Genomic DNA, 26433 nt, shown 5'->3' on the forward strand with positions numbered 1-26433 from the left:
GCTGATCCGCCGTCGTGGCCGATGCGACGATCCTGTGGCCGCCTCCGGCAGGCGTGGCTTCAGGGATTCAGCGACTGGATCCGCTCCTTGCCCTGCATCGAAAAGCGGCTGATGGTGCTGGCGTTGAGATCCAGCTTCATCAGGTCCACCGAGCGGATCTGACTGTTCTCAAAGGTGCGGAAGAGAAAGCGCTTGCGGGCCAGGTCGTTGGCGCTGGTCCACAGGGTGTAGTCGGCGAGCACATTGCCGTGCTCATCCTTGTGGCCTTCACGGGCTGCCCCCTTGGGGATGTCGAAGTTGTTGAGCACATGGAACGCCTCGAGCACGGCGTCGTCGCCCGTCTTGCCCGGCTCGACGGAGGTGGAGAAGGCCACCGCCCGCACGAAGCGAGAGGGGGGCGTGAAATCCCCCGGCAGGCCCAGCATGCCGGCGCCCATGCCAAGGGGCTGCAGCTTCACGCCGCCGACCGTGACGGGAGCGGGGTTGGTGAGCGAAAAGTTCACGTAGTTGCGCAGGTTCGTCATGTGCCAGTCGAAGGACGGCGAATTCGCCATAACTCCCAGGGGATTGTCATGAACCTGAAGCTTGCCGCCGATGTATTCAATGACGATGCTTTTGCCGCTGGCATCATTGACGATGTAGTGAACGGGAGGGGTGAACCCCCAGGCCGGGAAGATCACATCCGCCACCACCACGTTGCCGATGTTGCGCCGCACCTCCTCCACGCTGGCGAAGCTCTCCAGAAGCCAGGAGCCGAGCTCCCAGGGGGCGAGGGTTCTGCCGGCACTGGCGGCGCTGAACTTCTGGAAGCCGGCGCTGCCGGGGAAGTAGAAAGTGCCCACCGCCAGGCCCTTCTCGTTGAGACCATCGAAGATGAAGGGCAGTTTCTCCCCGTTGGCACCGAGGGAGGCATAGCGGGATGTCCAGCGCATTCCCGCTTTGCCGCCGGGTGCGGTGCCGGTGCGCGCGAAGCCACGGGGCACCATGATCACTTCGGATTTGATGTCTGTCGCAAACTCCAGGGTGCGCGCGAAGACCACATCGCCGTTGCGGGCGATCAGCCGGATCCCCGTGCAGGCCTCGGCTGCCTGGGCAGTGAGCAGGGCGGCGACGGCCAGGGCATTCGCGAACAGGGTGCTCAGGCTGTGCTTCATCGGGGGCGTCGGTGCGGGGCAGGTGATGCCTTCAGGCATTGTGGACGCAAGGCTGCCTCCTTGCTGGCGCTGTAACACTGCTCATCGAGCTGATTGCAACCAGCCGTTGGAACCAGGCTGGCCTGGAAAGGCTGGATGCTGCAGAAGATCGGTTTGGAGTACAGCTGCCGCAGCAGATAGAAATCCGCCAGGGAGTAGTTGGCGAAGAAGTGATCGTCCAGCTGAATCCCATCGCCGTGGCGAGCCTCATGCACCAGGTCTTCGATGCGCAGTGAGCGGTACTGCGGAGACTGCACCAACACCACAGGCAGGAGCCCCTGCCGGCGTGCATCGCGTCGGACACCTTGTGGACGTCCAGGAACACCATCCGGTCGTTGCTGGCGCGGATCTGGGTCATGGTCGTGTCCAGCGACCGCTGGGAGGCGTAGTACCAGATCTGGGGCTGTGACAGCCAGGTGCCGTTGGGGGCCACAGTGAACCATCCGCTCTCGCTGGAGATCTTCGAGGCACTGGGGCTGCCGGGTGAACAGAACCGACCAACTCACCAGCCCGGTTGGCTGCTCAGTTCCGATGAGGGTGTGGCCATCCCATCCAGGATCGATTCGCTCATTCCAGGAATCGAGACCAGGTGCAGGGTTTCCTGGATGGTTCGCAAATCGTCTTCCGAGAGGAGCACGGCGTTGCCGCGCTTGCCGGTGATCTGGATCGGCTCATGGGATTGCCCCACCTCGTCGATGAGGGCGTACAGCCGCTTGCGGGCCTCGGTGGCGGAAAGGCTGCTCACTGACCCTCCAGAAGGCGTACGCCAAACCGTACTGCTCTCGGTTCTCGTCCGGGCTGGTTTCGTTGTGGCATCAGCAGGGGGAGAAGATGGCCTCAACGTCAGGGCCAGGCCCAAGGCAGCCCAACACCCGAGAGACCCGTGACGACAACAGTGACGACAACAGTGCCCGCAGGAGTGCCCGCAGCAGTTCTGACAACAACGTTCGCTGAGTTTGCCCAGCGGGCCGACTATTCGCTGCTGGATTCCCTGCAGGCGGACCCTCAGGCCAGCGGCGATGGCCACGATCACCGGCCCCGCCAGGTGTTCTCGGGTCATTACGTGCCGGTGACGCCCACGCCGCTGCCAGCGCCGGAGCTTGTGGCGCACAGCAGCACCCTGTTCCACGAGCTGGGCCTGAGCGAGGCGCTGGCTGGCGACGACCAATTCATCCAGCTGTTTTCCGGCGACATCAGCGTGGCCACAGCGCCGCTGCGACCGTTCGGCTGGGCCACCGGCTATGCCCTCTCGATCTACGGCAGCGAATACACCCAGCAGTGCCCGTTCGGCACCGGCAACGGCTACGGCGATGGCCGGGCCATTTCCGTGTTCGAAGGCGTCTTCAACGGCAAGCGCTGGGAGATGCAACTCAAAGGCGGTGGCCCCACGCCCTACTGCCGCGGCGCCGATGGCCGCGCCGTGCTGCGCTCCAGCGTGCGTGAGTTTCTGGCGCAGGAGTTCATGCACGCCCTGGGGGTGCCCACCTCCCGCTCGCTGACGCTGGTGATGTCCAGGTCTGAAACCGTGCGCCGGCCCTGGTACTCGCCGAACTCCCGCTCGTATGATCCCGACATCCTGGTGGACAACCCAGCGGCGATCACCACCCGGGTGGCGCCATCGTTTCTGCGGGTGGGCCAGCTGGAGCTGTTCGCCCGTCGCGCCCGCAGCGAGGCCCATCCGGGGGCACTGAACGAGCTGCGGATGATCGTTCAGCACCTGATCGAGCGGAACTACCGGCCGGAGATTGATCCGAGTCTGGATTTCAGCGATCAGGTGGTGGAGCTGGCGGAATTGTTTCGCGGGCGGCTCACCGCACTGGTGGCGAACTGGATGCGCGTGGGCTACTGCCAGGGCAATTTCAACAGCGACAACTGCGCCGCCGGTGGCTACACCCTCGACTACGGACCCTTCGGCTTCTGCGAACTGTTCGACCCCAGATTTCAGCCCTGGACCGGCGGCGGCGAGCATTTCTGCTTCTTCAACCAACCGGTGGCCGCTGAAGCCAATTACCAGATGTTCTGGTCCGCCATCAGGCCGCTGCTCGCCGGCAACACGCAGGCCCTGGCAAGGCTGGATCAGATCCAGGGCGGCTTCAGCGAAGCGATGCAGCAGGAGATCGAGGCGATGTGGGCCAGCAAGCTCGGCCTGATCAGCTACAACGCCACGCTGGTGAACGAGCTGCTGGAGCTGATGGTGCTCTCCAAGGTGGATTACACGATCTTCTTCCGCCGGCTCTCTGAGATTCCCGAGCAACTCTCCGCCTTGAAAGAGAGCTTCTACCTGCCGTGTTCGGAAGAGCTTGATGCGCAATGGACGCAGTGGCTGCAACGCTGGCGGGATCGCGTCACGGCAGGTGGCGACACCAAGGCGACATCCGAGGCGATGCAACGGGTGAATCCTGCGATCACCTGGCGCGAATGGCTGATCGCCCCGGCCTATGAACAGGCGGCGCAGGGGGATTTCAGCCTGGTCAGGGAGCTGCAGGAGGTGTTCCGCCATCCCTACGACGCGCTCGGTCCGGAGCTGGCGGCGACCTACGACCGCCTCAAGCCCAGGGACTTCTTCAACGCCGGTGGCGTGTCGCATTACAGCTGCTCATCGTGAGCGATTTCGGCCGATACTGAGCAGATCTCTCTGGCCCCATGAGCCTCGCCCTCGCCCAGCCGCAGCCACCTGGATCTGTTGGTGGAGTTCCAGCCGATCGAACCCGGAGACCTGGTGCGCGCTTGCTTCGGCCTGGAGCAACAACTTGCCTCGATCACAGGCAAGTCGGTGGATCTGGTGATGGCCGATGCCGTGCGCAATCCCTATGTGCGCCGCACGATCGAGGCGTCGAAGCAGCTGATTGATGAAGCGTGATCCTCGGGCCTTTCTCAGCGATCGCATCAGCCTCGACGACTACAGCAAGAGCCGCCTGATTCGCTCCGCTGTTGAGCGGGAGTTCACCATCAATGATCAGCTCGTCTGGGGCGTGATCCAGGGCAATCTGACAGCTCTTTTGGAGCAGTGCACCCAACTGCTCAGTGATCTCAATGGAGCCCGAAGGCCCGCTTCTAGATTGCATTGAAGGAGCTCACCTGGGCTTTGACCGAGCATCTGGAGGTACTCAATCGTGCTCCTGGCGGGAGCTGGAGGCGTTACGGAGGGGGCACTGGTGAGCGCAGCTACCCACGCCTTCCTTGGCCACCCGCGCCGTCTACACCTTCTCCGGCTTTCCCGGCGAACAGGATCACCACCTCTACCTCCACCACGACGGCTACCCGACCGGTGCCGCCTGGCGATTGAGCCAAGCCCTGCAACTCGGGGATGAGCCCTCGGCCTTCCTCCGCTCCTTTCGCAGCACCCAGGCCGCTGCAGAACCGTTGGCCCACCCAGAGCACTGCGGCGATGCCGAGTACCGCTACCACGTGCAGCTGATCAACAGCGCCGATCCCTCGATTCAGGTGCAGTGCTGGCGGCGGCTGCCGGAGGGAAAGAACTGGCACATGCGCTGCAACCCCATGCCGTTGGCCGCGTTCATCCAGCGGTTCCTACCCAGCGAGAGCCCGGCCTGAACGTCGATCAGCTGCAACAGGGATCAGCCGCAACAGGTGGAGCCCGAGGGCTTCATTGAGCCCGGCCAGGTCAACTCCCTCAGGCCGTAGCCGCTGCTTCGGTTGAGCCGATGCGTCTGCCGAGGCGTTCACACCACCCATCAAATCTGACCCACCATCAGCCTTTCGCCCTTGTCGCCCATGTCGCTGGCGGCCTCAGCCCTGATTCAGGATCGCGTCGATCTCGCGACGGATCTCCGGAAAGCGCTGGTAGGCCATCCATACCTCCTCAAAATCCACCACGTCGTAGGCGTGGATCAGCACATCGCGCATCCCTGCCATCGTCCGCCAGGGCACATCAGTGTGAAGCAATCTCAACTCAGGACTGAGACGCTTGGTGGCTTCGCCAAGAATCTCAAGACATCGAATGACGGCATCCTGGAGATAATCCTTCTCCCTGAAGGTCTCGGCATTTTCAATCGGGTAGCCCAGAGCCCGATCGAGAACAGACAGGTTATCGATCAGAGCCTGGCGATCCCGCGCGTCCATCACAGGGGAATGGCTTCGCCTTCCACAGTGGCTTTCAGATCAGGCTTGAGGTTGCGGCGGCGGATCAGATCCACCCGGGTGAGCAGCAGATCCTCCAGAGCGGATTTGAGTTCGGCCCGGTCGAACAGGCTGGCGCCGGCGGGAAGGTCCACGAGCAGATCCACATCACTGCTGGGCACGGCCTGATCCCGCGCCACGGAGCCGAACACCGCCGGATTGCTGGCGCCATGGCGGGCGAGCAGTTCATGGAGCTGTGGGGCCAGTTGTTGCAGCTCCGCGAGACGCATGGTCGCTCCAAGCCTGTTGTGCGCTGTGTGCATACCTGGTGACGCTAAATCGCCACCGCCAGCTCCGGATAGAAGGCCCCCGTGATCGCCCGCTGCAGCCGCCAGCGAATCGCCATCGGCCGCTCGCCTTCGTGGTTCACATAATCGGCAAAGCCCAGGCTCAGGAATGGCAGCGTGACGCCGCCCACGCCGGTTCTCATCTGCTGCGCAGAAGCCTTTGGCTACGCGGCCGGGGAAGGGGTGGGCTTCGTTCAGCAAGCCAAACGCCGCAAACACCTCAGCGAGCGCGGGAGCAGCGGCCGTGGAGCTTCAGGGGCACATGGCTGCGGCCACTACCCCAGAGCTGGGCCAGCAGCATCCGCCACTGACGCTCCGCATACAGATCCAACCCCGCCGGATCAGCTCCAACCGAGCCCTTCCAGGATCGCCGCCAGTCTCCGTTCGCCGGTGCAGTGGGCCAAGAGCCCAATGGCCTGCCCATGGAAGCTTCGCGATGATGGAGCCCATGACCACCACCCCGACACCTCTGGTGACCCGCGAGGCGCTGCTTGCTTTCACGCAGCGGCTGGTGGAGTGCTACGCCCCCGAGAAGGTGATCCTGTTCGGTTCTTTGGCTCGTGGAGTGGCGCGCTGGGATTCGGATGCCGACGTCCTGGTGGTGATGCCGTTTGAGGGACGCCACCTGGCCAAGATCCGTGAAATACGCCGACTCTGCCAGGTGCGATTCCCCCTCGATCTCCTGGTGCGGCGGCCAGAGGAGATTGAGGTTCGCTACCGGGGGGGCGATCCGGTTGTGCGCGAGGCGCTTGACCATGGCGAGCTGCTGCATGGCTGAACCCTGGTCGGCCGTTCCGGAGTGGATTGCCAAGGCCGAGGGCGATTGGGAAGTACTGGAGATCCTCCTGACCAGGAACACACCCGGCTTGCGCGATGCGGTGGTCTTTCACGCCCAGCAATGTGTGGAGAAACTGCTGAAGGCTCGGTTGATCCAGCTCGGGCATACGGTCGACAAGATCCATGACCCGGCCATCCTGTCTCGCCAACTGGAAGCTGTGGATGGACAATGGAGCTGGGATGGTGAGGAACTGGCTGATCTGTCCTCAGGAGCGGTGCTCGCTCGCTATCCGGGTTTTAAACCTCAGCCGAGGAACAGGCAGAACAGGTGGAATTGGCCAGCAATCTGAGGCAGGCCCTGCGGATTCTGCTTGGCTCAGAACAGCGGGAAGAGTGAACAAACTGACTGACGTGGTGGGTGCTCACAGCACCAACGTCATGGCCGGCAGCCACGCCCCCGGAATCGGCCGCTGCAGCCGCCAGCGAATCGCCGCTCTTCAACCAAAACGATCCGCTCGTCTTCGTGGCTCATGGATCCGGCAATGAGCAGGCACAGGAACGGCACGTGGAGCAGCCGCATCTCGAGTGATGGGGAGGACCAGGCCCATTCAGGCGTTGGATGCTTTCAAGTCGCTGGCTAAGGCATTGGGGCGTCATTGCTGAGTACATCCTGCAGAGAGGTTTTAAGGCCAGGGAGGTCATTCTGGATCGCATCCCAGAGAATCAGCTGATCCACGGTTTCGTAGACATGAATGATTCTGTTGCGGGTACCCACGATGCGGCGGAGATCGGGGATGACGTCAAGAACGCTGGGATCGGCATCCAGGGCCCGCTTGAGTGCCTCTCCGATGATTTCGAACTTACGTTCTACTGCTGATTGGATCAAATCATCGTCAAGGTAGTGATCAAGGGTGCAGTTCTCAATGAAGCGCTCAATCGCCTTGATGGCCTCAAAGGCGTCTAGCAGGCGTTTCAGCGCCTCCATTCGCATGTTCAGAGTTCCAGGAGAAGCCGCCGTGACGCGTCCACGTCTTTGCGGAAAAAGGGATTGTGGATCATGGATTCCGTCAGGAGATCCACTGGACGGCCGAAAAGTGCTTCCAATTCATCGGCGAAGGAACAGAAGCGCCGGGCATAGCCCGGTTCTCGTTGGCCCGTCATCTGCACGATGAAGTCCAGGTCACTGCTGGCCGGGTCAAACAGGCCCTTCGCCGCGGAGCCGAACACTTCAAGCCGATCCACGCCGTAGCGATCGCACAGGTGCCTGAGCGGCTCAAGCCGGTCGACCAGCAAGGGCAACAATGGGACAGCCGTGTCCATGGGGTCAGGTTAGTGGAGTCGTGGGTTCCCTCACACCGCCACCGCCAGCTCCGGATAGAAGCCCCCCGGAATCGGCCGCTGCAGCCGCCAGCGAATCGCCATCGGCCGCTCGCCTTCATGGCTCACGTCGTCGGCAAAGCCCAGGCACAGAAACGGCAGTGTGACGCTGCCGCGCTTGTTTTCCTCCCGCACGAACAAGCATCAGGCGACTGCCGCGGGCGCGGTGGTGGATGGTGCGCTGGCCGGTGGCTGAGGCTCTGGCTCTCCCAGTGGAACTCCAGCGGGGAGATGGCGACGTCGTTGGTGCGGGTGGTGGGGGAGAACAACCGCTCGGATTTTTTCAGGGTGATGAAGAACACGTCGCAACGCGTCGCCTCATCAAAGAACACCCCAACTGCTGCGCAGAAGCCTTCGGCTACGCGGCCGGGGAAGGGACGGGCTTCGGTCAATAAGCCAAACGCCGCAAATACCTCGGCGCGGAGGTTGGAGGTAGCCCAGAGCCACAACAGGCCTTCGGCCAGCAGCACGCGGCACTGGCGCTCCGCCTATCCTTATGGCATCTGAGCTTCAGGGCTGAGGAGAAGAAAGCCGGCCTCTGGGTGGGTCGCGAACGCTTCGATCGCCTCGAGATTGTTCAGAAGCAGAGCGGCTGTGGCTGCATTGCCGGCATTGCCGATCGCCAGGCAGATCACTTTTGGGGGAAAACCACGGGACACGCTGAGCCGGAGAAAATCCTCGTCCTTGGTCACCAACAGGACGTCCTCAGAGCGAGCCCGTTCCCAGATCGTCAGATCATCAGCTCCACCGAGGCCAAGCAGCCGAACATGTTGGGGATCTTCGAACCTTCCAGAAAGCAGAGGCAATAGACGCTCGGAGAGGTTTTCGTCGAGCAGCAGCCGCGGGGTCACGCCGCTGTGGAACGGATGACCAGGCGCCGTTCACGGTCGGCGGCATAGGCCAGGCAGGCCAGTACATCCTCGTGGTTGAGCTGCGGAAAATCCCCCAGAAGCTCGGCTTCCGTCATGCCGCTCGCCAACGCGCCAAGCACATCTCCCACCGTGAGACGGGTACCGCGAACGCAGGGCTTGCCGAAACGAACCGCCGAATTGATGGTGATCCGCTCTTGGTGATCCATGAACCAACGCTAAACCGCCACCGCCAGCTCCGGATAGAAGGCCCCCGGAATCGGCCGCTGCAGCCGCCAACGAATCGCCATCGGCCATTCGCCGCCGCAGAAGCTCAGCGTGGCTCGCGAATTTCGACCCAGGGTTCCCCTTCGCCAAGGCTGGCCACAGCCAGCTCAAGGGTGCGCAGCAGCACGGACTGAAGAGCCTGGTTGGAACTGTTCCCCACACGAAGCCAGATGACCTGGGGTGGTGGGCCCTGCTCGAAGAGGAGATGCAGGAAGTCACGATCCTTTGTCATCACCACTGCGCCTGCCGATCTGGCCTGGGCGAAGATCTCACGGTCATCCGCATTCCTGAGGCCGAGCTCTCTGACTGGCACCGCCTGGATCGGAGTGAATTGTGCTGTGATCCAACTCGCGAGGGCTGGTGACAACTGAGCATCAAGCCAGAGAATCACGCCACCAGAACAGGGTGGTTCAACTCGCGGGCGGCGTAGCTGAGGGCCGCATGGAGATCTTCCGGCTCAAGATCAGGAAGCTCGGAGAGGATCTGATCGGGGGAGAGCCCAGCGGCATAAAGATCGAGCACATCACTCACGCGGATCCGCATTCCTCTGATGCAGGGCTTCCCACCGCACTGGGCTGGGTTGTGGGTAATGCGCGAATGAGCCATTGCAACAGGCTAGCGGCTTCAGCCCCCCTCAAACCGCCAGCTCCGGATAGAAGCCCCCCGGAATCGCCCGCTGCAGCCGCCAGCGAATCGTCCTCCTGGCTCAGAGCAGCTCCCGGAACTCCTGAGGTGTGAGGCCGGCGTCACGGGCAATGGCACCCATGGTGATGGCATTCCGATCGCCAAGTTTCTGGAACACCTTCACTGCCTCCTTCTGGCTGATTCCCGGAAGCCTGGGCATTAAACGGCCAACTCCAGCGTTTCCACGCTCTTCACGCCGGCCTCCTCGGCCTCGACCTCAAGCCAAAGGGTGATGGCCTCGCGGATGTTGCTGAGAGCGTCCTCGCGGGTGTTGCCCTGGGAGTGACAGCCAGGCAGGTCGAGGCAACTCACAGCCCAGCCTTCTTCGGTTTCGAGCAGGCGGATGCGGTAGGTCATGGGCCAGCTCCTGGGTATGACCACTCTGGCCGGTCTCACACCGCCACCGCCAGCTCCGGATAGAAGCCACCCGGAATCGGCCGCTGCAGCTGCCAGCGAATCGCCATCGGGAGATCGTTCTCGTTGATGGTGACCCTTTGGTTCGCCTATCTTTGGTAGAAGCGGCTGGATGGATCTACGGCGAGAGCAGCAACTCCTCTGATTACCTGCACGCCGGGAATCCGAAGCGGCAAACCCTGTATTGCAGGCACCCGTATCAGTGTTTCGGATGTGTTGGAGTACCTGGCCAGCGGCATGAGTCAGGATGAAATCCTGGCCGATTTTCCTGACCTGCGGGTGGAGCATATTCAGGCTGTCTTGAGCTATGCGGCAGATCGTGAGAAGCGCCTGAGTGACCTCACGACAGCGTGATTGCTCCGATGGCTGGGCCCCTTCTGTTTGATGAAAATCTCAGCCCTCGTCTGGCATCTGCAATGGCTGGTTTCTTTCCAGGCAGCATCCACATTCGCGATGTGGGCCTAAAGGGTGCACCACCCAAGGTGCTGTGGCTGGTTGTAGGCAACACCAGCACTCAAAACATTTCCAGAATTCTGCTGACCAGGCGGGATGTGATCGTGGCGTTCATCAAGGAACTCAACACTTCACTGCTGACGTTGCGCTGAGGCTGAGTAGCAGAGCAGCTTCGCCGCCCCCTCTCACACCGCCACCGCCAGCCCAGGAGGAGATGCCACTGAGGCGGCCATCAATCGTGCGGGATCAAAGAACTCTGAGGAACTCACTGACGTCGACCGGAGCCTGGCGAAGAAGGCCTGCGAGGGTGCCCACCTTGACCGGTCGATGCAACGCAACCACGCAACCTCGGCTACCGCAGCGCATCACCACGTGGCTTCCGTTCTGCCGGACAGCGCTGAACCCAGGCGTCCAATGCCCGAATAACCTCCCGACCAGAAAGGTGCGGAAGTTCAGGAATGGGCAGGAATGCTGAACATCGTGACCAGTGGCTGGCCCGTCACAGCGAGTGGGAACTCCTCGAGATACAAGGATGTCGCCTCGCGCAGGTTTGCAAGTGCTTCATCAATGGAATCGCCCTGGCTTGCGGTGCCAGTTTCGGGGTTGTAGGCCACATAGCCGCCTTCTTCGGCTGGGCTGAGCACGGCTGTCAGTTCCATGAACCTACGGCTTTCACTCCATCCTGACAGGGCTGGCAGCGGTCGCCAGCTCCTGATAATCGGCCCCCTGAATCCGGTGCTGAAGCCGCCATCCATGAATGCTCACCCGCCATCATCAATTTGCCCACGTGGCTCTCGTAGCTAGCGTCGCCAAGACTCCGCAACGGCTTGGTGACACTGCCTTGCTTGCAGTACTCGCATGCATAGCCCTGGACGGAGTGAAGGAGCGGGATTCAACTTGCGCCGAGGCTGGCGAGAATCTTGCGTGCCAGCGGTTCCTTGATTTCATTGTGCCTGGGAACGGCTTCCTTCACACCAGTGGCTGGATTGATCCAGCCATGCGTAGCCGCAGTTCAAGATCGCGGCGTTTCATCCGATCTGCAAGGGCATGCGCACGGCATCAGCTGGAAGGCCACGGCTGACATCAGCCTCACGATCTTCGAGGAGAAGCTCAATGGCGGCCTGCAGATCATTCCTTGCTTCCTCCAAGGATTCTCCCTGGCCATTGGCGCCGGGAATCTCCAGGCAGATCGCCCAGAAGCCACCCTCCGGAGCAGGCTCGATCACAGCAGTGAGTTCCCCTTTCATCAGACCCGCCCCAACTACACGTTCGAATGATTTTAGGCGCAAAGAAGTTTGTCAACCGCCAGGGTTTGACCACGTGTCTTTTCTCTTGATGCGGTCGTGTCCATTCGACTGTCAGCTCAAACCGCCACCGCCAGCTCCGGGTAGAAGCCTCCCGGAATCGCCCTGTGCAGCCGCCAGCGAATCGCCATCGGCCGCTCGCCTTCGTGGCTCACATAATCCGCAAAGCCGAGGCACAGGAACGGCAGCGTGACGCCGCCGCGCCGGTTCTCCTCTCGCACAAACAACAGCACCCGGCTGCCGCGGGCGCGGTGGTGGATGTATCTCTGCCCGGTGGCGGAGGCTTGGCGGGTGAGGCTCTGGCTCTCCCAGTGGAACTCAGTTCGGGAAATGGCGTAATCGTCGTAGCGGGTGGTGGGGGAGAACAACTGCTCACTTTTCTTCAGGGTGATGAAGAACACGTCGCAACGCGACGCCTCATCAAAGAACACCCCCTCGCGGCCGGGGAAGGGGCGGGCTTCGTTCAATAACCCAAACGCCGCGAACACCTCGGCGCGGGAATAGCGGCCGTGGAGCTTCAGGGGCACCGGCGGGGCTGGCTCGCCTTCGGGCAGAAACGGCCAATCGAGCGGCGCCACCAGATGGGTTGTGCGCTCCAGCAGGAGCCCGAACAGCTCCACCAGCTCGGCGCGGATGGCAGAGGCGGCCCAGAGCCGCACCAGGGCTTCGGCCAGGGGCAGGTGCTGGCGGCCACTGCCCCAGAGCTGGGCCAGCAGCATCCGCCACTGGCGCTCCGCACACAGATCCAACCCCGCCGGATCGGGCGCCAGCGGCCGCTGCAGCTGATCCACCAGCCAGCGCAGGCGCTCGGGGTCGTCGAGATGCAGCAGGCCGCCGGCGATCCCCGCCCCAACCGCTCTTCATCCGCCGTGGGCTCCCGGAGGCCGCCGCCGCCGCCCCCACCCCAGCTCCCGCTGCAGCAACGCCCAACACCCCGCCACCCGATAGAACTCCCCAGCTCCATGCCGAGCCCATCGAGCAGCGCCGCCAGCGAGCAGGCCCCGAGGCGGCGGCATTCGGCGAGCAGCTGGGGCCGGCGGCTGGGCAGCGACTCGCGCAGATTGGAAAGCACCCGCTCCGTGGAGACGCGATCGAGCTGGAGGCTGCAGCCGGCGGGGAGGAAGGGGAAGCCGGCTTCGATCTGCTGGCGCAGCTGGTCGCGGGTGCCGCCGAGCAGGGCGCGGTAGCGAAGGTCGTGGCGGAAGCGGCGGTGGGCCTGGCCGATGAAGTCGAGAACGGTGAGGCAGCTCTTGCCCGGGCAGAGGCGCAGACCGCGGCCGAGCTGCTGCAGGAACACGATCGCGCTCTCGGTGGGCCGCAGGAACAGCACGGTGTCGATCTCGGGGATGTCGAGCCCTTCGTTGAACAGATCCACCGCGAAGAGGATCTGCAGCTCACCGGACCTGAGGCGGCGGATCTGCTCGGCGCGCTCGTCGCGGGAGCTGGAGGCATCGAGGGAAGCGGCGCGCAGGCCGGCGCCTGCGAACTTGCGGGCCATCCAGCCGGCGTGCTCCACGCTCACGCAGAAGCCCAGGGCCCGCATCGTGTGCAGGTTGGTGACCTTGCCTTCGAGTTCGCGCAGGATCAGGCGCAGGCGGGCGTCGTCGGCGGTGTAGAGGTTGGAGAGGGCGCCGCTGTCGTAGCCGTTGCGGCGCCATTCGATGCGCGAGAGGTCGGTGCCGTCGTGGAGGCCGAAGTAGTGGAAGGGCGCCAGCAGGCCCTGATCGAGGGCGCTCCAGAGGCGCAGCTCGGCGGCGGTGTGGCCGCCGAACCAGTGGAGGATGTCGAGCCCGTCGGTGCGTTCGGGGGTGGCGGTGAGGCCGAGCAACACACACGGCGCCAGGTGGGCCAGCCAGCGCTCGTAGCTGGAGGCGGCGGCGTGGTGGAACTCATCGACGATCACCACGGCGAACGTGCCCGGCGCCAGGCCCGCCGGATCGATCCCCGCGAGCGACTGCACCGAGGCGAACACATGGCGCCACTGGCCGGGACGCTGGCCATCCACCAGCAGCTCACCGAAGGAGCCATCGCGCAGCACCTGGCGGAAGGTGGCGAGGCTCTGCTGGAGGATCTCGCGCCGGTGGGCCACGAACAGCAGGCTGGGGTAGCCCGGACCGCCCAGGGCGGTGCACTGGCTGCCGAAATCAGAGGCCAGGCGGGCGTAATCGAGGGCGGCGATCACGGTTTTGCCGGTGCCGGTGGCGGCCACCACCAGGTTGCGCCAGCGGTTGTGGAGGCTGCGCTCGGCGGCGAGCTTTTCGAGGATTTCCTGCTGGTAGGCGTAGGGGCGGATGTCGAAGAAGCTGAGCGGCGATGCGTCGCTGGTGGTTTCGTTCGCTGCGGCGCGATCAAAGCGGCGCTGTTCGATCTCGCTGGCCCGGTAGGGCTCGAATTCGCCCTCCTCCCAGTAGCTCTCAAAGGTGGCCTGGAACTTGGAGAGGATGCCCTCGTTGTCTTGGGCGGAGAGGCGCACGTTCCACTCCAGGCCGTCGTGCAACGCGGCGGTGGAGAGGTTGGAGGAGCCGATGTAGGCGGTGGAAGCGCCCGAGCCGCGGTGGAACAACCAGGCTTTGGCATGCAGGCGGGTGCGGCGGGTGTCGTAGCTGACGCGCACCTCAGCGCCGTGATCCACCAGCCAATCGAGAGCGCGGCGGTCGGTGGCGCCCATGTAGACGGTGGTGAGCACGCGCAGGGGCCGGCCGGAGCGGAGTAGCTCGGCCAATGGCTCCTGCAGCAGACGCAGGCCGGTCCACTTGATGAAGGCGCAGAGCAGGTCGACCTGCTTTGCGGAGGGGATCTCATGGATCAATGCCTGACCTACTGACGGTTCACCGGTGGCGTTCACCAGCAGGGTGCTGTCGGCCAGGGGGATGAGGGGGCGGGTGGTGGCGGCTTGGCCAGGGAGGAGTGCGGTGGCACGGACCTCCGAGAGCAATCGGGCGGAGGGGTGCAGCAGGTCGCCTGCGGAGATGGCGCGTGGTGCCTGGCTCTGGAGCAGGCTCACCATTTGATTCACCAGGGCCAGCTGGTGCTCTGGGGTGAAACCTCCGCTCAGGTGCTCCAGGGCAATTCGAGCCAGGCCCGCCAGGTGACGGGCTAGCTGCCGCGGTGCTTCGTGGCGATCGAGGCCGTCGGTGGCGACCAGGGTTTCCTGCACGTGGCGCAGCTGCTGTTCCAGGCCCTCGGTAAGGAGTTGCTGGTAGAGGCCGGGGGGTGGGGCCTGGTCGGGCATGGGGTGGCCAGGCAGGGATGCAGCCGTACAGAGACTGCGGCGGTACCGAGTTTGCAGATTTTATGCGGATCTGGATAACATGCGCTTGGGGCTATCGGAGGCCAGGGTTGGATTTGTGCTCTTTCAGGCTTCTGCCGATGCCAGCCATACCGCAATCACTATTTTATGTAGAAGGAGTAGAGATATTAGGGGTCTTTATGCAGAACCACTCAATCACGTTGTTCAACAGGTTACAGAGAACTGGCACGTACAGCCACAGTGGGGAACTTGTCCTGGCGCTGGCTACTCGGATGCCTAACCTAGCGAAACCAGCGGACCTATGTGAGAAGCTGCAGGCGCGGCCAGGTAGGCTTGATGTACTTGAGCGCCGCCGACCAGTGCCGCCCCAACAGGGCCCTCAACGACACCAGCAGTCCGAGCCCAACCAAATCCGTCCAATCCCGATAGACTAGGGTTAGGCTCCGCTATTCGAAACTTTCAGTCCATGATCTTGGGCAAGCTGCTCACCGCATCTCCTCACCTGGCCAAGAGGTGCTCCGGATGGAAGGCCGGTGCATTTCAGTTGAGGAGATCGCGGAACACCTCTGGTCAGAAAGCACACCTCCTACACATGGATCTACGTCAACCGCATGCCCTGCCACTGCGTCGGTCGCTTCTGGAGTATCAAAAGGGACGTCGTGGACGATTGTGTGAGGGCCGACGGTGCGGCGACAGAGACAACAGCTGACCAAAATGCCGCAAACCTGTGCGATTGCCCGAACGACCCGAGGAGCAGGAAGAACAAGTAGTGACAGTCTATGCGCCCTCTATCTCTCTGGTCCACCGGCAACCCGGATGGCGATGATGGCGAAGAGCCCAGTGACACGAGCTCAACAGGAACTGAACGCGTCGCGCGAATTACGCGGCCAATCCGAAGGCGCTGGCGGTCTTGAAATCAACGGTGTTTCCGTTCCCCAGCGCCGGCTACTAGGGGCCTACTACACGCCGGCCTACGTGGCGGGCCTGGTCTCAAAGTGGGCAATCATCAACCACACATCTCGTGTTCTCGATCCGAGCTTTGGAGGATGCGCGTTCATGCAGGCGGCCGCATCGCACCTCAAAAGGAAGGGCGGGCGCAACGCAGGTACCCTCGTCTTTGGGGTCGACATAGACGATTCGTGTGTACTACACGTGCGCAAGAGCCCCGACCTGGTCGAGGCCAATGTCATCTTTCGAGACTTTCTTGCCATTCAGCCCAATGAGATACCTGGCGCACCCTTCCACGCGATTGTTGGAAACCCGCCATACGTGCGGCATCATTGGCTAAAGGACGAGCGCCGAGCAGTGGCCCGCCGCATCGCGGAAGATAGCGGACAGCGGCTTCCAGAAACCGCGAGTCTCTGGGCGTACTTCGTACTGCACTCGCTCAAGTTTCTGGAGCAGAGTGGCAGGCTTGCCATGCTGGTGCCAGAAGCGATTCTACAGGCGGACTACGCGGGCTCCGTACGCGCTGCCCTTCAGCAGCACTTTGAGAAGGTGCGGTTGATCCATCTCCGGCAGCGGCTATTTGATGGTACAGACGAACCTGTTGTCGTTATCGCTGCGGAGGGCTTCGGAATCTCAGGTTCTCTTGAAGTGCTGTCAGTCGACACTCTGGATGAGCTAGAAGAAACATTAAGGGGTAATGCACTCGTCAAGCAGGGAACGATTTTGCCGAACGGACGTAGGATCTCGTCGGCCGCTCTCCAGATCCTTACGACGCTCAAGTCGTCGGAGCACACTAGGGCCTTTGGCGACTTGGCAACTCCACACATCGGCATCGTGACCGGCGCGAACAATCACTTCATCCGTTCAGCAGGTGAACTAGCAAGTATCGACATAAGTGCCCGTGCGCGCGTCCCAATTCTTTCTCGTACCAAGTGGCTCAGAGGTTTGGAATTCACTCCCTCAGATCATGAGGCCCTTGCCGATGGAGGAGGGCGAGCGTTTCTCGTTCGACCTACTCCTGCGCAGGAATCGAGCCCTGGTGTACGACGTTGGATCGAAGAAGGTGAGAGGTCTGGCGTCGACAGGCACTACAAGTGCGCCAGCCGCCAGAATTGGTATCGTGTGGAGATGATGGCAAAGCCCGATGCCTTTGTTACGTCGACTCGGCTCGGGCCACCCCTGCTTGTTCTGAACCGAGGCGCTTTCCGCTGCACCAACGCGCTCTACACCGCTACATGGATTTCCACGTGCGACATACCCCCTGAGGTCGTCGCAGTCGGATTCATGACCACCTTCGTAGCTCTCTGGTCAGAGCTGTACGGGCGGCGGTACGGCGGCGGCGTCCTGAAGCTCGACCTGAGGGCTCTGTGTAGGCTTCCTGTTCCGGTAGTGGCTCAAGCGGGCAGCGCCTTCGGACCCATCAATGAAGCGCTGCGAAGCGGGGATGAGGGGGCCGCCCGTGCCCTCGCTGACGATTCCGTTCTGCGTCGCGGGCTTGGACTGTCTCGTCAGGACATCATGTTGATGCGGGATGCACTAACGGAGCTAGTGCGGCAACGGATGCCCAAGGCCAAGGAGTCCTGAGATGGCCAGCTTCACGATTGATACCCATCTCTTTAGGGAACTCGGCGAGCTGCTGGTTGGGCGCGACTCCACGGCCCTCATTGAGTTGATCAAGAACTCCTACGATGCCGACGCTACCGACGTAGTTGTCGAAGGTCATCAACTGAATGACCCCGATCGCGGCCTCATCGTCATTACCGACAACGGCTCGGGGATGACGCCCACGCAGTTCCAGCAGGGGTTTCTGCGTGTCGCGTCCCGGATGAAGGACGACGGTGAGCGGCTTTCGGAGCGGCTCAGGCGACGCTATACAGGTGCGAAAGGGATCGGCCGCCTAGCAGCTCACAAGCTCTCTCGCCTGCTCGTGGTGAATAGCTTCAGCGACTCCGAGAACGCAGGAAACGTGGCTGCTGTCCACGCTCGGATTGACTGGGACGCAATCGAACGCTTGGAGACCCTCGACCAAATCGAGGGCAGTGGCGCAGTCGTTGTTGAGGCCGAGGAAGAGTCGTTTGAAGGGACGACTGGTACGGAACTTCGTTTATCTCGCCTCAGACGGAAGTGGACGCCAGTTGAGCGGGCTCGCTTCTTCTTGGAAGTTCAGTCGTTCGCAGCGCCGTCCTTTCTGACGAAGGCGCTGAGGAAGTCGATCGTTGGCGAGCGCCTGCTGTTCGACGAGCCCCTCGTTCGTCGCTCGGAAGCGAGCGGCCAACAGTTCAACGTCAAGCTAGAAGGAGAGTTCGCTGCTGGCGACGAGTACTGGCGCTTGATAGAGGAACACGCAGCTTGGGTGATCGAAATTCGCGCTCGACCCGGAGAGACGGTCAAATACGAGGTCGCGCCGACAAAACGGACGCTGAAGGAGTTGCCAGAGGCAAGCGCCTACCAAGCGGAGATAGAACATCCTGCGCCTGAGGTTGGCCCATTCTTTGACGCCCGGATCTTTCTACGCGTCGGCAAGCTGGCAGCAAGCGGTGATCAGCGGACCTGGGCGAATGGCTCGAGTGGCGTGCGCGTGTTCATGGAAGGCTTCCGCGTGCTCCCGTACGGCGAGGCTCAGAACGACTGGTTGCGTCTAGATGCTGATTACACACGCCGGTCACGCACCCTCGATACCCTTAAGAGCTGGGACCTGGACGATCTCGGGCCCGACGATGATCAAGACGCCGCCCTCACGGTCTTCCCTAACAACAACTACTTCGGGGGCGTTTTTTTGACCCACGAGTATGCAGCCAACCTCCGTATGCTGGTCAATCGTGAAGGCTTCATTCCGGAAGGTGGATACGACGACCTGGTATTTCTTGTGCGATCCGGTCTCGACCTGTGCACGCGTGTGTATGCTGCTGCATCCTATTCGAAACGAAAGGCGCGTAGCGAAACCCGTAAGCAGGTTGCCGGCCCTGCGGGTGCAGGTGATCTGAATCGCGCGCGGCTAGCTTCGAAGACCACTGCCGAAAGAGCGCCCAGAAGCCCAATTGCGCTCAAGTCAAGCCTCGCGGGCGCAACAGATGCTCTCACCGCCGCTCGCGCGCATCTCGTTGCAAGCGCCGCAGCATCGCCTCCCGGTGAAGCCGCGGAAATCACCGAGAAGATCGATCAATCCCTCGAGGAGATTCAGGCGCAGGCGGAGACGGCCGACGACATGATCTCGGAGCAATCGCTGCTCCGTGTGCTCGCGTCGGTTGGCACCCAGATGTCCGCGTTCGTGCACGAGATCCGGGCGTTGCTGGGCGCAAGCCAAGCAGTAGAACACGCACTCATTGAACTTGCGTCGGATCCGCACCTGACAGGAACCCAAAGGCAGAAGCTCAAGAGAGTCCTGCAGGCGATCGGGGACCTTCGGCGTGGGCTTGAACGCGAGGCGTCGTATCTGACCGACATCGTGACACCGGATGCCCGTCGACGCCGGTCGCGACAGAAGCTCGCGGAGCGCTTCGACGTCGCAGGCCGACTCATTGCTCACACGGCCGAACGACGCGGCATTCGGATCGAGAGCAAGATTCCCGCAGACCTGAAATCCCCGCCGATGTTTCCGGCCGAGCTGACCGCGGTGTTCACAAATCTGCTGAGCAACGCCCTGAAAGCCGCTGGACCAAAGGGCCGGATCGTCGCCTCGGCTGGGATTAACCAGAATGGTAGCGTCCATGTGCTGATCCAGAACACGGGCGTTCGCGTCGACCTTGACCACGCAGAGACGTGGTTCCGTGCGTTCGAATCCACGACTGTGGAGGTCGACCCAGTGCTCGGGCAGGGCATGGGACTTGGTCTCCCAATCACGCGGCTGATGCTCGACGACTACGCCGCTGAGATTGCATTCGTTTCCCCTGACACCGGCTTCGCGACCGCCATCAAGTTCACCTTTCCCGGAGACAAGTAGCGCCATGTCAGAGGACAACCTTCCCCGCATCCTCATCGTCGACGATGGTGAAACTAGCGCCATCGAACTCGGACTCGAAATGCTCGCAACGACGCGAGCGATGCACCCTAGAGATGTACAAGTCTCTAATCTCGAGTGGGCAGATCTTGTGTTGATGGACTTCATCCTCGACAAATGGGCAGAGCGAGACAAGCTAGAGGAGGTTTCGCTCAAACCTCTGAACGGCCTTGCATTGGCGGCGGTGCTGCGCGAGCACGCGGACGCCGCGAACAATGGTGGTTACAACTACACCGCATTTGCTATCCACAGTGGCCACATCGGCGAAATCTCGGCGCGTCTCCACACGACGAACCTCACGCCCTACGTCGTTGCGCGTTTGAACAACTTGGAGTGGGTATTCGACAAGGCGGACGAGTCGAGGTTTGCCCGCTCCGCTGATCTCGCTGACGCGGTCCGCAACGTGTCTGCGTTGTGGTTGGACGTCGAGGAGAGAGGCTTCTCAGCCGCAACTGCGGAGCTTTTGAAGCTCGCCGCGGATGCACCTTGGTCAGAACGTGCCTCGGACGATGTCGTTCTCTGTCAGATCCCGCTTTCGAACTTTTCCGCAGGCACCAACGGACTGCTTTTCTTGCGTTGGCTCCTCCACGGCATCTTGCCGTACCCAACGTTCCTCCTGGCCAGGCACTGGGTCGCAGCGCGCCTGCGTATCAACCCGGGCTCGCTGAGTCAAGTCCTTCAAGGTGGGTCCGAGCTTGCCAACGAGTTGGCGGCCTGTCAGTACCAGGGGGTTCTGGCGGCGTTCGACGGACCGCGTTGGTGGCGTGCCGCCTTAGATCAATACGTCTGGGACTTGCGAGCTCAGGGGATGCGAGAGCCAGCTGCGTTTCATGCGGAGCTTGAGCGGCGAGCCGGAGTTTCTCTTGAGCGCGTTGATGGTATCTCCCCGGCAGTTTGCGTGGATGGTGAACTCAAGCTGCGCGACGGGTTACGCGCGCTCGAATCCGTGGTACGCCTCGTTCCTGATCTCTGGCCAGCCTATGCGGATCCTGCGTACGCAGAGGTGGGTGAGGTTCGTGAGAATGCGGCCCTACGCTCGATCGTGCACCCCCTTGACCGAGAACGCGTGCTGGACTTGGACGAGGAGGAGTGACGTGTGGCGAATCTTCTCTTCCGACAAGCCGAATTAGTCGATGAACTCAAAGCACTGAGGGGTGTAGCTGCGAGGTTCTTGGATCCCACCTCACCCTACCAACTTGAGGAGCTGCTTAGTGACATTCAAGGCCTGCAGGTGCGGCATGGAAGGTATGCTCTCGAGATCCCTGAGTCTCGCCCGCTGAAGACACGCGTGAGCGTGGGCGAGTTTGAGCCACCCACTAAGAGCTCCACACGGCGGGTCTACGGATCGATAACAGGGATTTGGGAGGTAGAGCTGGCTATGCATCCCATTCAAGACTCTCAGCGACAACACAAGAAGGCCACAATTAGACCGCTGATCGGATTTACAGGCATAGCGTCCACGGTGTTCGAGGTGAAGGATGATGCATCCGGTGAGACGCTCGCATGCTGGAAGATGGAACTCGGCGATGCGAATTCCCCCGGCTCCTTCTTCCACACCTTCGCGTCGACCGGACATGGCTTTCCCGTACCCCGGCATCCGAACGTATTCGCGACTCCGATGTCCGCAATCGGCTTTGCGATGGGCGAACTATTTCACGCCGGGTGGGATATGAGCGTCTCGGGATCGGGTGACGCTTCCAACCGCTGGCGGTCGATCGAAGCGAGGCGCCTCAAGGCTCTTCTCGAATGGCAACTCGAGCAGGTAGCGAATACGACATCGAGCCCTTGGTGTGACTTGAAAGCGGCGAAGCCGCCTATGGATCTGTTTCTATGAATGCTTGGCATCGCGGTGTTGCGACTCTTATCCAGCGCGTGGTCACACGAGGCTCCCCTCTGTCGGGGCCTCGATTTTCCAGAGCCCAGCCCCACTTCAGCCGCTCACTTCTCCAGCTCAGTCCCAACCCCCCTTGCGGCTCGTCTAGTGCACAGTGTCGAAGGTCCTTTGAATCACTGGTGCCTGCTTTGTACCACCGGCTGAACAAGTGGCTGAAGCGGACCATCTGCGCTCGCCGCTGATTCATATGTTAGTACAGTAAGTGACTTCCCTCAAACCTCGCCTGCAACAACTCTAGCCGATTCATCAGCCTCTCCAGCTTCCGCTCCTTCCTCTTCTTGACGCTCGGCGCACCATCAAAATGGCTCATTTCGTTGCCCAGGAGATAGTCAACAAAGTCTTTGGGTTCGCAAGGTTTGGCGCCCATCCACTTGTGAAAGTTGCGATGGATGCTGCTGCTGATGGCAATCAAGTTTTCTTCATAGGAAGCAAGGTCAGGTCTTGAATTGGCGTCAAACAGGTGATGTGCCTCCAGCTCAACCGGATTCTGATCGGAAGCTAATGGCTTGTGGCCGGAGACTGCGCAGCCAGAGCCATCTTTGCGTAGGGCCTTCTGACGAACTTTGTCTTTTGCCGCCTTAACCCGGGCCTCATGGCTCTCCAGCTGCTTTCGCTGGGCCTCAAAGCAGTCTTCAGCCACTTCTGCCACGGCTTTCACCCAGGCCTTGCGTGCCTTGCTGATCTTGCCTTTGTCGTTCATCGTCTTCGCCAGCCGCACGATGCCGCGCTGGCTCCAATGGCGTTGATCTTTGCCATCAAAGCTATCGAAATGAACGCCGATCTCTAAACCCTCAGCACCTTCTAGTCCTGCGCTTTCCTCTTGGATCCTTGTGATCGTGCCAGCCATCCCTTTGCCATTGGTGCCCAGAACCCTGACAACTGAGCGTTGCTCCAAAAAGATCAGATCGCCTCGGATTTCGATGGTGCTCCGATCTTGGGTGACTTGGATGATGCGTCGTTTAACGAGGGTGCGTGTCACCCGCGCACGGTGATGGGTGAAGAACTCATGAATCTTGGCGATGATGCTTCCACCTTCCTTCTCCTCCAGATACTTGGCAATCGCCATGACGCCTTCTTCGTAAAAGCGGCGACTACGAGCTTGCCCTGGTTCGTATTCAAAGAACTCTCCTTCGATCAGCTCCCATTCATCGTCGTTGTGGGCATCAAAGAATTTGCAAATCCCATCGAGCTTCTTGGCGCTGATGCCAAGGATTTTGGCTGACTCCTGAAAGGAGAAGGCATCACGCGATCGTTTGGATGTCGTCGTCATCGTCTTGCTCAGAGAAAGGCTAGAAGGGAGTCACGCATTTTCTGGAGTCGCTCCATCACCCGCGGATCGCCGCCCACATCGGGATGGTGTTCTTTGGCCAGCCTGCGGAAGGCCTCTTTGATGTCATCCGCACTGGCTGTCGATGGTTCCAGAGAGAACACATGCCACGGCCTGAAATTCTCCAAGACATCGATACCGTTGATGGATGTCTTGCCTGTTTTGTCCCGCTCGCTGCGGGGAACCCCAACCCACTCGCGATAGAGCTTGAGCCAATCGTCCTTGGTCTTGAGATCAAAGCTGCGGCCAGCCATCGCCAGGTTGAACTCGCTCGACTTGCGTAGCTCTGTGGTGTTCTTGCTGCCAAACACCTTGCAGACAGCCGTTTTGAGCTCAGTCAACGTGAGAACAGGCTCAGGGAAAGGCTTTCCGTTGATGAGCTCTGCAAAAGCCAGCAGGCTTTCGGCATCCGGTGACCCTGCCGAAAGGATCTCCTCGATCCGTGCCAAGACCGCTGGCCTGTCCAGCTTCTTGCGCGTTGGCGTCTTGGTGGCCACGGCTCAGTACTGCTGCTTGCCCTTGATAACCCCCCGAACGCCTCCGCGGGGGGATTTGTCATCACCTGTGCGGCGGGGAATCAGATGCCAGTGCGCATGAAACACCGTCTGCCCCGCTGCCTCGCCTGAGTTCAGCCCCACATTCCAGCCGCTGATCCCGGCATCGTCAGCAGCGAGCTGCTCCCGACGGCGCTTCAGCAGCTCCACCACCGCATTCCACTCCGGCTGGTGCAACTCCAGCCCGTCGGCCACATGGCGCCGGGGGATCACCAGGCTGTGCCCCTCACTCACCGGATAGGCATCGGCGATGCACAGCGCCTGTTCGTTCTCCAGCAGCACCTGGCCGCTGCCCTCCAGCGAGCAGAACACACAACCCTCCTGCCTTTGCTGGTAGCTGGCGAGGAGTCCGCGAAAGTCGGTGCGATCCGTGTCCCGCTTGCCGGCATTGCAGCGGAAGCAGAGGGCCTGGAAGTTGGAGTGGTCGTCGGGTCCTCCCTGGTTTCTGGGGATGATGTGATCCACCTCCAGGGCGCACTGGTGCGGGTGAGCACGCGGTACTTGATGGAGCCACTGATCGGGCTGCGATGGCGGCTGCGGTGGGCGAACACCTCCTCGCCACGCTGGGCGCGGAAGGCATCGAGGCGCTGGCGGCAGAGGGCCAGGAGCTCATCGCGCTCGGCGTCGCTCAGCTCTTCGCCGCCCAATAGGCGGTAGTGGTCGTTGGCGTAGCTGGTCACGCCGTTGGCGGTGAGCACGCGCCCCACCATCCGCTTGACCCGCTGCACGTAGTAGTCGATCTGGGTCACGTCTTCGCCCAGGATCCGCCGGGCGATGTCCTCGGCTGGGGCTGGGCTGTGGCGCCCCAGCAGTTCCATGAGCATCAGCGGTTGGTAGATGTGGCTCATGCGCATCCGCCGCGTCACGTAGTCGCGCAGGCGTTCGTAGGTGGTGGAGGGGGCAGGGGGCATGGAGCGATGGTGGCGGTTGCCGGGCGCTCCGGCCAGGTTGGGTTTTGGGCGGCCCGTCAGGCTGGCGCTCCTGCTGGGATCCCTTCTGGAGTGGGCGCGTGGCGGCTGCAGCCAACCCGGCTCCGGGTGTGGCTGTGCCTCCCCAGTCCGTCTGCCCAGTCAGCAGCAGAATCCCTTCCTCCACTGCAAGACTGGTTCCACTGGAGGCCGGCCATGCAGGAAATTCTTTTCGTGGTCGAGGAAGCGGAGGATGGCTCCTTCCGGGCCAGTGCAGCCGGTGCAGCGATCCACACCGAGGCAGACACCCTCGAGGAGCTTCACCGGGAGATCCGCGATGCGGTCGTCTGCCACTTCGATCCTGGCGAGGCGCCACCCCTGATTCGTCTCCATCACGTGAGGCAGGAACTGCTGGCCCTGTGAGGATTCCGCGGGACGTCAACGGCCAGCTCCTGGCGGAGCGCCTGCAACGCCATGGCTACGCGGTGACCCGACAAACAGGCAGCCACATGCGGCTGAGCCGAAGTTCTGGGGGCCAGCAGCAGCACCTCACGATTCCGGCGCACAAGCCGCTGAGAGTCGGCACCCTGCGCCAGATCCTCAAGGACGTGGCCACGCAGCTTGGCTGCTCGATCGAGGAGCTGATCGCCAGCCTGGACCTATGAGGGCTGGCCTTTGGGGCCGCGCTTCTTTTCGTGGGGATCCTGTCCGCTGACGCTCGATAGCCACTGATCGGCGTGTCTCGCCCATTCGCTTCATGCGTTCAGTGGCATGGGCGCATCCTCGCTGGGGTGTGACGGGGGTGGCACTTGTGGGGGAGAAGCTCCGGCGATCTCCTGGCCCACGAATGCTCCCCCATGCAGACCAAGCGGTTGTCGACAAGGCCAAGATCTGCGACTACCTGCTCTCAAGCGTGCATCCAGTCGGAAGATTCAAGGCCAGGGTGTTCTTCTCCCTCGGCTACACCCTCGAAGCCTGGACAAGACTTCGTGACGACCTACTTCACCATGGGCGGACCGGAGTGGTTGAGCGGATCGAGAGCAGCGCCTACGGGATGAGAGTTGTGATAAGTGCTAGATTAGAAGGACCTAATGGAACTTCAAAGCAGTTCCGTACAATCTGGCTGATTGCCGATCACTCCAATCAGCCAAGGCTCATCACCGCATTTCCGGAGTAAGTCATGTTTGCCTTGCACCAGACAGTAGCTCTCACCCAGGACATTCCCGAGACGGGTCTTCAGTCGGGCGATCTCTGTGCTGTCGTTGCTATTCACGATCCCGAAACCTATGAGGTTGAGTTCGTCGCCGCATCCGGACGCACGCAATCCCTACTTACGCTTTCATCAGCCAGTCTTCGAGCGATTGGTGATCAGGATCTGATCGCTGTGCGTTCATTGGCTACGGTCAATCCCTGAGATTCGACCTCGCTCAGCTCCTCGCTGCCCAGGATCCGTCGGGCGATGTCCTCGGCTGGGGCTGGGCTGTGGCGTCCCAGCAGTTCCAACCGCTGCGCGGAAGCCTTCGGCTACAGGATCAGCGGCTGGTAGATGTGGCTCATGCGCATCCGCCGCGTCAGGTAGTCGCGCAGGCGTTCGTAGGTGAGGGCGGAGGCATGGGGGCCTCCTGGCCGCCTGGGACGGGGGGTGGCACTGGTAGGGGGAAGAACACAGGCAGGCCAGGCCGCCATGTCAGCTCGTGATCGCCTTCGGCCTGCCCCACCGCTTGGCGTGCCTACGTCTGGCGGTGGTAAGGTAGCGGTGTGATCAGGTCGTTTCGTTGCCGAGACACCCA

At 61.8% G+C, this 26433-nt stretch carries 41 protein-coding genes; 18 read left to right on the plus strand and 23 right to left on the minus strand.

Annotated elements, in window-relative coordinates; genetic code table 11:
- Positions 1 to 59: 59 nt before the first annotated feature.
- The 3 genes from ACXMDY_RS02280 to ACXMDY_RS02290 all read right to left on the minus strand — a co-directional run bounded on the left by ACXMDY_RS02280 (position 60) and on the right by ACXMDY_RS02290 (position 1938).
- Positions 60 to 1154, minus strand: coding sequence for a linear amide C-N hydrolase (locus tag ACXMDY_RS02280; RefSeq protein ID WP_457767308.1), 1095 nt, complete (start codon positions 1152 to 1154; stop codon positions 60 to 62).
- Complete coding sequence (locus ACXMDY_RS02285) at positions 1151 to 1453, minus strand: hypothetical protein (protein WP_457767309.1); 303 nt, start codon at positions 1451 to 1453, stop codon at positions 1151 to 1153. The genes ACXMDY_RS02280 and ACXMDY_RS02285 overlap by 4 nt, the downstream gene beginning before the upstream one ends.
- 242 nt (positions 1454 to 1695) lie before the next feature.
- On the minus strand, positions 1696 to 1938 hold the full coding sequence (locus tag ACXMDY_RS02290) for a type II toxin-antitoxin system Phd/YefM family antitoxin (RefSeq protein WP_457767310.1): 243 nt from the start codon (positions 1936 to 1938) through the stop codon (positions 1696 to 1698).
- 174 nt (positions 1939 to 2112) lie between these two features.
- Here ACXMDY_RS02290 and ACXMDY_RS02295 point away from each other — a divergent pair, with 174 nt between their 5' ends.
- From ACXMDY_RS02295 to ACXMDY_RS02310, 4 genes are all read left to right on the plus strand, one after another.
- Complete coding sequence (locus ACXMDY_RS02295; RefSeq protein ID WP_457767311.1) at positions 2113 to 3798, plus strand: protein adenylyltransferase SelO; 1686 nt, start codon at positions 2113 to 2115, stop codon at positions 3796 to 3798.
- A 78-nt stretch (positions 3799 to 3876) separates the two neighbouring features.
- Complete coding sequence (locus tag ACXMDY_RS02300; protein ID WP_457767312.1) at positions 3877 to 4053, plus strand: hypothetical protein; 177 nt, start codon at positions 3877 to 3879, stop codon at positions 4051 to 4053.
- Positions 4043 to 4261, plus strand: a complete 219-nt coding sequence (locus tag ACXMDY_RS02305) for a hypothetical protein (RefSeq protein WP_259727472.1) — start codon at positions 4043 to 4045, stop codon at positions 4259 to 4261. The genes ACXMDY_RS02300 and ACXMDY_RS02305 overlap by 11 nt, the downstream gene beginning before the upstream one ends.
- A 112-nt stretch (positions 4262 to 4373) precedes the next feature.
- Positions 4374 to 4748, plus strand: coding sequence for a hypothetical protein (locus ACXMDY_RS02310; protein WP_457767313.1), 375 nt, complete (start codon positions 4374 to 4376; stop codon positions 4746 to 4748).
- 195 nt (positions 4749 to 4943) lie between these two features.
- Here ACXMDY_RS02310 and ACXMDY_RS02315 read toward each other — a convergent pair whose 3' ends face one another.
- From ACXMDY_RS02315 to ACXMDY_RS02325, 3 genes are read right to left on the minus strand one after another with little or no spacing between them, the layout of a single operon-like run.
- On the minus strand, positions 4944 to 5276 hold the full coding sequence (locus ACXMDY_RS02315; RefSeq protein ID WP_457767314.1) for a HepT-like ribonuclease domain-containing protein: 333 nt from the start codon (positions 5274 to 5276) through the stop codon (positions 4944 to 4946).
- Complete coding sequence (locus ACXMDY_RS02320; RefSeq protein WP_259727475.1) at positions 5276 to 5563, minus strand: nucleotidyltransferase family protein; 288 nt, start codon at positions 5561 to 5563, stop codon at positions 5276 to 5278. The genes ACXMDY_RS02315 and ACXMDY_RS02320 overlap by 1 nt, the downstream gene beginning before the upstream one ends.
- Before the next feature lie 44 nt (positions 5564 to 5607).
- A complete protein-coding gene (locus ACXMDY_RS02325) occupies positions 5608 to 5763 on the minus strand; it encodes a hypothetical protein (RefSeq protein ID WP_457767315.1) in 156 nt (51 codons plus the stop codon).
- Between the two features lie 305 nt (positions 5764 to 6068).
- Here ACXMDY_RS02325 and ACXMDY_RS02330 point away from each other — a divergent pair, with 305 nt between their 5' ends.
- Positions 6069 to 6398 (plus strand): nucleotidyltransferase domain-containing protein, encoded by a 330-nt coding sequence (locus ACXMDY_RS02330; protein WP_457767316.1) that lies wholly within the window; start codon positions 6069 to 6071, stop codon positions 6396 to 6398.
- Positions 6391 to 6747 carry a HEPN domain-containing protein gene (locus ACXMDY_RS02335; protein WP_457767317.1) on the plus strand — a complete coding sequence of 119 codons (357 nt, stop codon included), beginning with the start codon at positions 6391 to 6393 and terminating at the stop codon, positions 6745 to 6747. Before ACXMDY_RS02330 ends, ACXMDY_RS02335 begins: the two co-directional genes overlap by 8 nt.
- Positions 6748 to 7034: 287 nt before the next feature.
- Here ACXMDY_RS02335 and ACXMDY_RS02340 read toward each other — a convergent pair whose 3' ends face one another.
- From ACXMDY_RS02340 to ACXMDY_RS02380, 9 genes are all read right to left on the minus strand, one after another.
- Positions 7035 to 7382 (minus strand): HepT-like ribonuclease domain-containing protein, encoded by a 348-nt coding sequence (locus tag ACXMDY_RS02340; protein ID WP_457767318.1) that lies wholly within the window; start codon positions 7380 to 7382, stop codon positions 7035 to 7037.
- An 8-nt stretch (positions 7383 to 7390) separates the two neighbouring features.
- Positions 7391 to 7717: a nucleotidyltransferase family protein gene (locus ACXMDY_RS02345; RefSeq protein WP_457767319.1), complete on the minus strand. Its 327-nt coding sequence runs from the start codon at positions 7715 to 7717 to the stop codon at positions 7391 to 7393.
- Positions 7718 to 7747: 30 nt separating this feature from the next.
- On the minus strand, positions 7748 to 7909 hold the full coding sequence (locus tag ACXMDY_RS02350; RefSeq protein WP_457767320.1) for a hypothetical protein: 162 nt from the start codon (positions 7907 to 7909) through the stop codon (positions 7748 to 7750).
- Positions 7910 to 8268: 359 nt separating this feature from the next.
- Entirely contained in the window at positions 8269 to 8625 is a 357-nt protein-coding gene (locus ACXMDY_RS02355; protein WP_457767321.1) for a DUF5615 family PIN-like protein, read from the minus strand.
- On the minus strand, positions 8622 to 8852 hold the full coding sequence (locus ACXMDY_RS02360) for a DUF433 domain-containing protein (protein ID WP_457767322.1): 231 nt from the start codon (positions 8850 to 8852) through the stop codon (positions 8622 to 8624). Before ACXMDY_RS02360 ends, ACXMDY_RS02355 begins: the two co-directional genes overlap by 4 nt.
- A 104-nt stretch (positions 8853 to 8956) precedes the next feature.
- A complete protein-coding gene (locus ACXMDY_RS02365; protein WP_457767323.1) occupies positions 8957 to 9301 on the minus strand; it encodes a DUF5615 family PIN-like protein in 345 nt (114 codons plus the stop codon).
- Entirely contained in the window at positions 9298 to 9516 is a 219-nt protein-coding gene (locus ACXMDY_RS02370) for a DUF433 domain-containing protein (RefSeq protein WP_457767324.1), read from the minus strand. The genes ACXMDY_RS02365 and ACXMDY_RS02370 overlap by 4 nt, the downstream gene beginning before the upstream one ends.
- A gap of 100 nt (positions 9517 to 9616) precedes the next feature.
- On the minus strand, positions 9617 to 9754 hold the full coding sequence (locus ACXMDY_RS02375) for a hypothetical protein (protein ID WP_457767325.1): 138 nt from the start codon (positions 9752 to 9754) through the stop codon (positions 9617 to 9619).
- Entirely contained in the window at positions 9754 to 9951 is a 198-nt protein-coding gene (locus ACXMDY_RS02380) for a type II toxin-antitoxin system HicB family antitoxin (RefSeq protein ID WP_457767326.1), read from the minus strand. Before ACXMDY_RS02380 ends, ACXMDY_RS02375 begins: the two co-directional genes overlap by 1 nt.
- A 201-nt stretch (positions 9952 to 10152) precedes the next feature.
- Between ACXMDY_RS02380 and ACXMDY_RS02385 the strand changes: the two genes are divergently transcribed.
- The gene (locus ACXMDY_RS02385; RefSeq protein WP_457767577.1) at positions 10153 to 10362 is read left to right on the plus strand and encodes a DUF433 domain-containing protein; all 210 of its coding nucleotides are present in this window, start codon (positions 10153 to 10155) and stop codon (positions 10360 to 10362) included.
- Positions 10363 to 10370: 8 nt separating this feature from the next.
- Positions 10371 to 10613 carry a DUF5615 family PIN-like protein gene (locus tag ACXMDY_RS02390; RefSeq protein ID WP_457767327.1) on the plus strand — a complete coding sequence of 81 codons (243 nt, stop codon included), beginning with the start codon at positions 10371 to 10373 and terminating at the stop codon, positions 10611 to 10613.
- A 94-nt stretch (positions 10614 to 10707) separates the two neighbouring features.
- On the opposite strand, the gene ACXMDY_RS02395 is transcribed toward ACXMDY_RS02390, so the two are convergent.
- Both ACXMDY_RS02395 and ACXMDY_RS02400 read right to left on the minus strand, forming a co-directional pair.
- Positions 10708 to 10995 carry a type II toxin-antitoxin system HicA family toxin gene (locus ACXMDY_RS02395; protein WP_457767578.1) on the minus strand — a complete coding sequence of 96 codons (288 nt, stop codon included), beginning with the start codon at positions 10993 to 10995 and terminating at the stop codon, positions 10708 to 10710.
- Positions 10914 to 11120, minus strand: a complete 207-nt coding sequence (locus ACXMDY_RS02400) for a type II toxin-antitoxin system HicB family antitoxin (RefSeq protein ID WP_457767328.1) — start codon at positions 11118 to 11120, stop codon at positions 10914 to 10916. The genes ACXMDY_RS02395 and ACXMDY_RS02400 overlap by 82 nt, the downstream gene beginning before the upstream one ends.
- 318 nt (positions 11121 to 11438) lie before the next feature.
- Here ACXMDY_RS02400 and ACXMDY_RS02405 point away from each other — a divergent pair, with 318 nt between their 5' ends.
- The gene (locus ACXMDY_RS02405) at positions 11439 to 11738 is read left to right on the plus strand and encodes a hypothetical protein (protein WP_457767329.1); all 300 of its coding nucleotides are present in this window, start codon (positions 11439 to 11441) and stop codon (positions 11736 to 11738) included.
- An 86-nt stretch (positions 11739 to 11824) separates the two neighbouring features.
- Here the strand turns inward: ACXMDY_RS02405 and ACXMDY_RS02410 are convergent, their stop codons facing one another.
- Entirely contained in the window at positions 11825 to 12343 is a 519-nt protein-coding gene (locus tag ACXMDY_RS02410; protein WP_457767330.1) for a DUF3427 domain-containing protein, read from the minus strand.
- Complete coding sequence (locus ACXMDY_RS02415) at positions 12283 to 14997, minus strand: DEAD/DEAH box helicase family protein (RefSeq protein WP_457767331.1); 2715 nt, start codon at positions 14995 to 14997, stop codon at positions 12283 to 12285. The genes ACXMDY_RS02410 and ACXMDY_RS02415 overlap by 61 nt, the downstream gene beginning before the upstream one ends.
- 834 nt (positions 14998 to 15831) lie before the next feature.
- Between ACXMDY_RS02415 and ACXMDY_RS02420 the strand changes: the two genes are divergently transcribed.
- From ACXMDY_RS02420 to ACXMDY_RS02435, 4 genes are all read left to right on the plus strand, one after another.
- Positions 15832 to 17547 (plus strand): HsdM family class I SAM-dependent methyltransferase, encoded by a 1716-nt coding sequence (locus ACXMDY_RS02420; protein ID WP_457767332.1) that lies wholly within the window; start codon positions 15832 to 15834, stop codon positions 17545 to 17547.
- 1 nt (position 17548) lies between these two features.
- Positions 17549 to 19903, plus strand: a complete 2355-nt coding sequence (locus ACXMDY_RS02425; protein WP_457767333.1) for a sensor histidine kinase — start codon at positions 17549 to 17551, stop codon at positions 19901 to 19903.
- Positions 19904 to 19907: 4 nt separating this feature from the next.
- Positions 19908 to 21053: a hypothetical protein gene (locus ACXMDY_RS02430; protein ID WP_457767334.1), complete on the plus strand. Its 1146-nt coding sequence runs from the start codon at positions 19908 to 19910 to the stop codon at positions 21051 to 21053.
- Between the two features lie 369 nt (positions 21054 to 21422).
- Positions 21423 to 21794, plus strand: coding sequence for a hypothetical protein (locus ACXMDY_RS02435; protein ID WP_457767335.1), 372 nt, complete (start codon positions 21423 to 21425; stop codon positions 21792 to 21794).
- 250 nt (positions 21795 to 22044) lie between these two features.
- Here the strand turns inward: ACXMDY_RS02435 and ACXMDY_RS02440 are convergent, their stop codons facing one another.
- Genes ACXMDY_RS02440 through ACXMDY_RS02450 form a run of 3 tightly spaced genes read right to left on the minus strand, consistent with a single transcriptional unit; the run spans position 22045 to position 24200 of the window.
- Entirely contained in the window at positions 22045 to 23124 is a 1080-nt protein-coding gene (locus ACXMDY_RS02440; RefSeq protein ID WP_457767336.1) for a hypothetical protein, read from the minus strand.
- Positions 23125 to 23132: 8 nt separating this feature from the next.
- Positions 23133 to 23678: a DnaJ domain-containing protein gene (locus ACXMDY_RS02445; protein ID WP_457767337.1), complete on the minus strand. Its 546-nt coding sequence runs from the start codon at positions 23676 to 23678 to the stop codon at positions 23133 to 23135.
- A 3-nt stretch (positions 23679 to 23681) separates the two neighbouring features.
- The gene (locus ACXMDY_RS02450; protein ID WP_457767338.1) at positions 23682 to 24200 is read right to left on the minus strand and encodes an HIT domain-containing protein; all 519 of its coding nucleotides are present in this window, start codon (positions 24198 to 24200) and stop codon (positions 23682 to 23684) included.
- A gap of 62 nt (positions 24201 to 24262) precedes the next feature.
- On the opposite strand from ACXMDY_RS02450, the gene ACXMDY_RS02455 reads away from it, so the two are divergent.
- The 5 genes from ACXMDY_RS02455 to ACXMDY_RS02475 all read left to right on the plus strand — a co-directional run bounded on the left by ACXMDY_RS02455 (position 24263) and on the right by ACXMDY_RS02475 (position 26057).
- Complete coding sequence (locus ACXMDY_RS02455; protein ID WP_457767339.1) at positions 24263 to 24385, plus strand: hypothetical protein; 123 nt, start codon at positions 24263 to 24265, stop codon at positions 24383 to 24385.
- 474 nt (positions 24386 to 24859) lie between these two features.
- Complete coding sequence (locus ACXMDY_RS02460; RefSeq protein ID WP_457767340.1) at positions 24860 to 25066, plus strand: 2-oxoisovalerate dehydrogenase; 207 nt, start codon at positions 24860 to 24862, stop codon at positions 25064 to 25066.
- A complete protein-coding gene (locus ACXMDY_RS02465; protein WP_457767341.1) occupies positions 25063 to 25308 on the plus strand; it encodes a type II toxin-antitoxin system HicA family toxin in 246 nt (81 codons plus the stop codon). Before ACXMDY_RS02460 ends, ACXMDY_RS02465 begins: the two co-directional genes overlap by 4 nt.
- Positions 25309 to 25490: 182 nt before the next feature.
- Complete coding sequence (locus ACXMDY_RS02470; RefSeq protein WP_457767342.1) at positions 25491 to 25820, plus strand: DUF6883 domain-containing protein; 330 nt, start codon at positions 25491 to 25493, stop codon at positions 25818 to 25820.
- A 3-nt stretch (positions 25821 to 25823) separates the two neighbouring features.
- Positions 25824 to 26057 carry a DUF4926 domain-containing protein gene (locus tag ACXMDY_RS02475; RefSeq protein WP_457767343.1) on the plus strand — a complete coding sequence of 78 codons (234 nt, stop codon included), beginning with the start codon at positions 25824 to 25826 and terminating at the stop codon, positions 26055 to 26057.
- 110 nt (positions 26058 to 26167) lie between these two features.
- Here the strand turns inward: ACXMDY_RS02475 and ACXMDY_RS02480 are convergent, their stop codons facing one another.
- On the minus strand, positions 26168 to 26329 hold the full coding sequence (locus ACXMDY_RS02480; protein ID WP_457767344.1) for a hypothetical protein: 162 nt from the start codon (positions 26327 to 26329) through the stop codon (positions 26168 to 26170).
- Positions 26330 to 26433: the final 104 nt, after the last annotated feature.

The organism is Cyanobium sp. ULC082 (assembly GCF_977927535.1).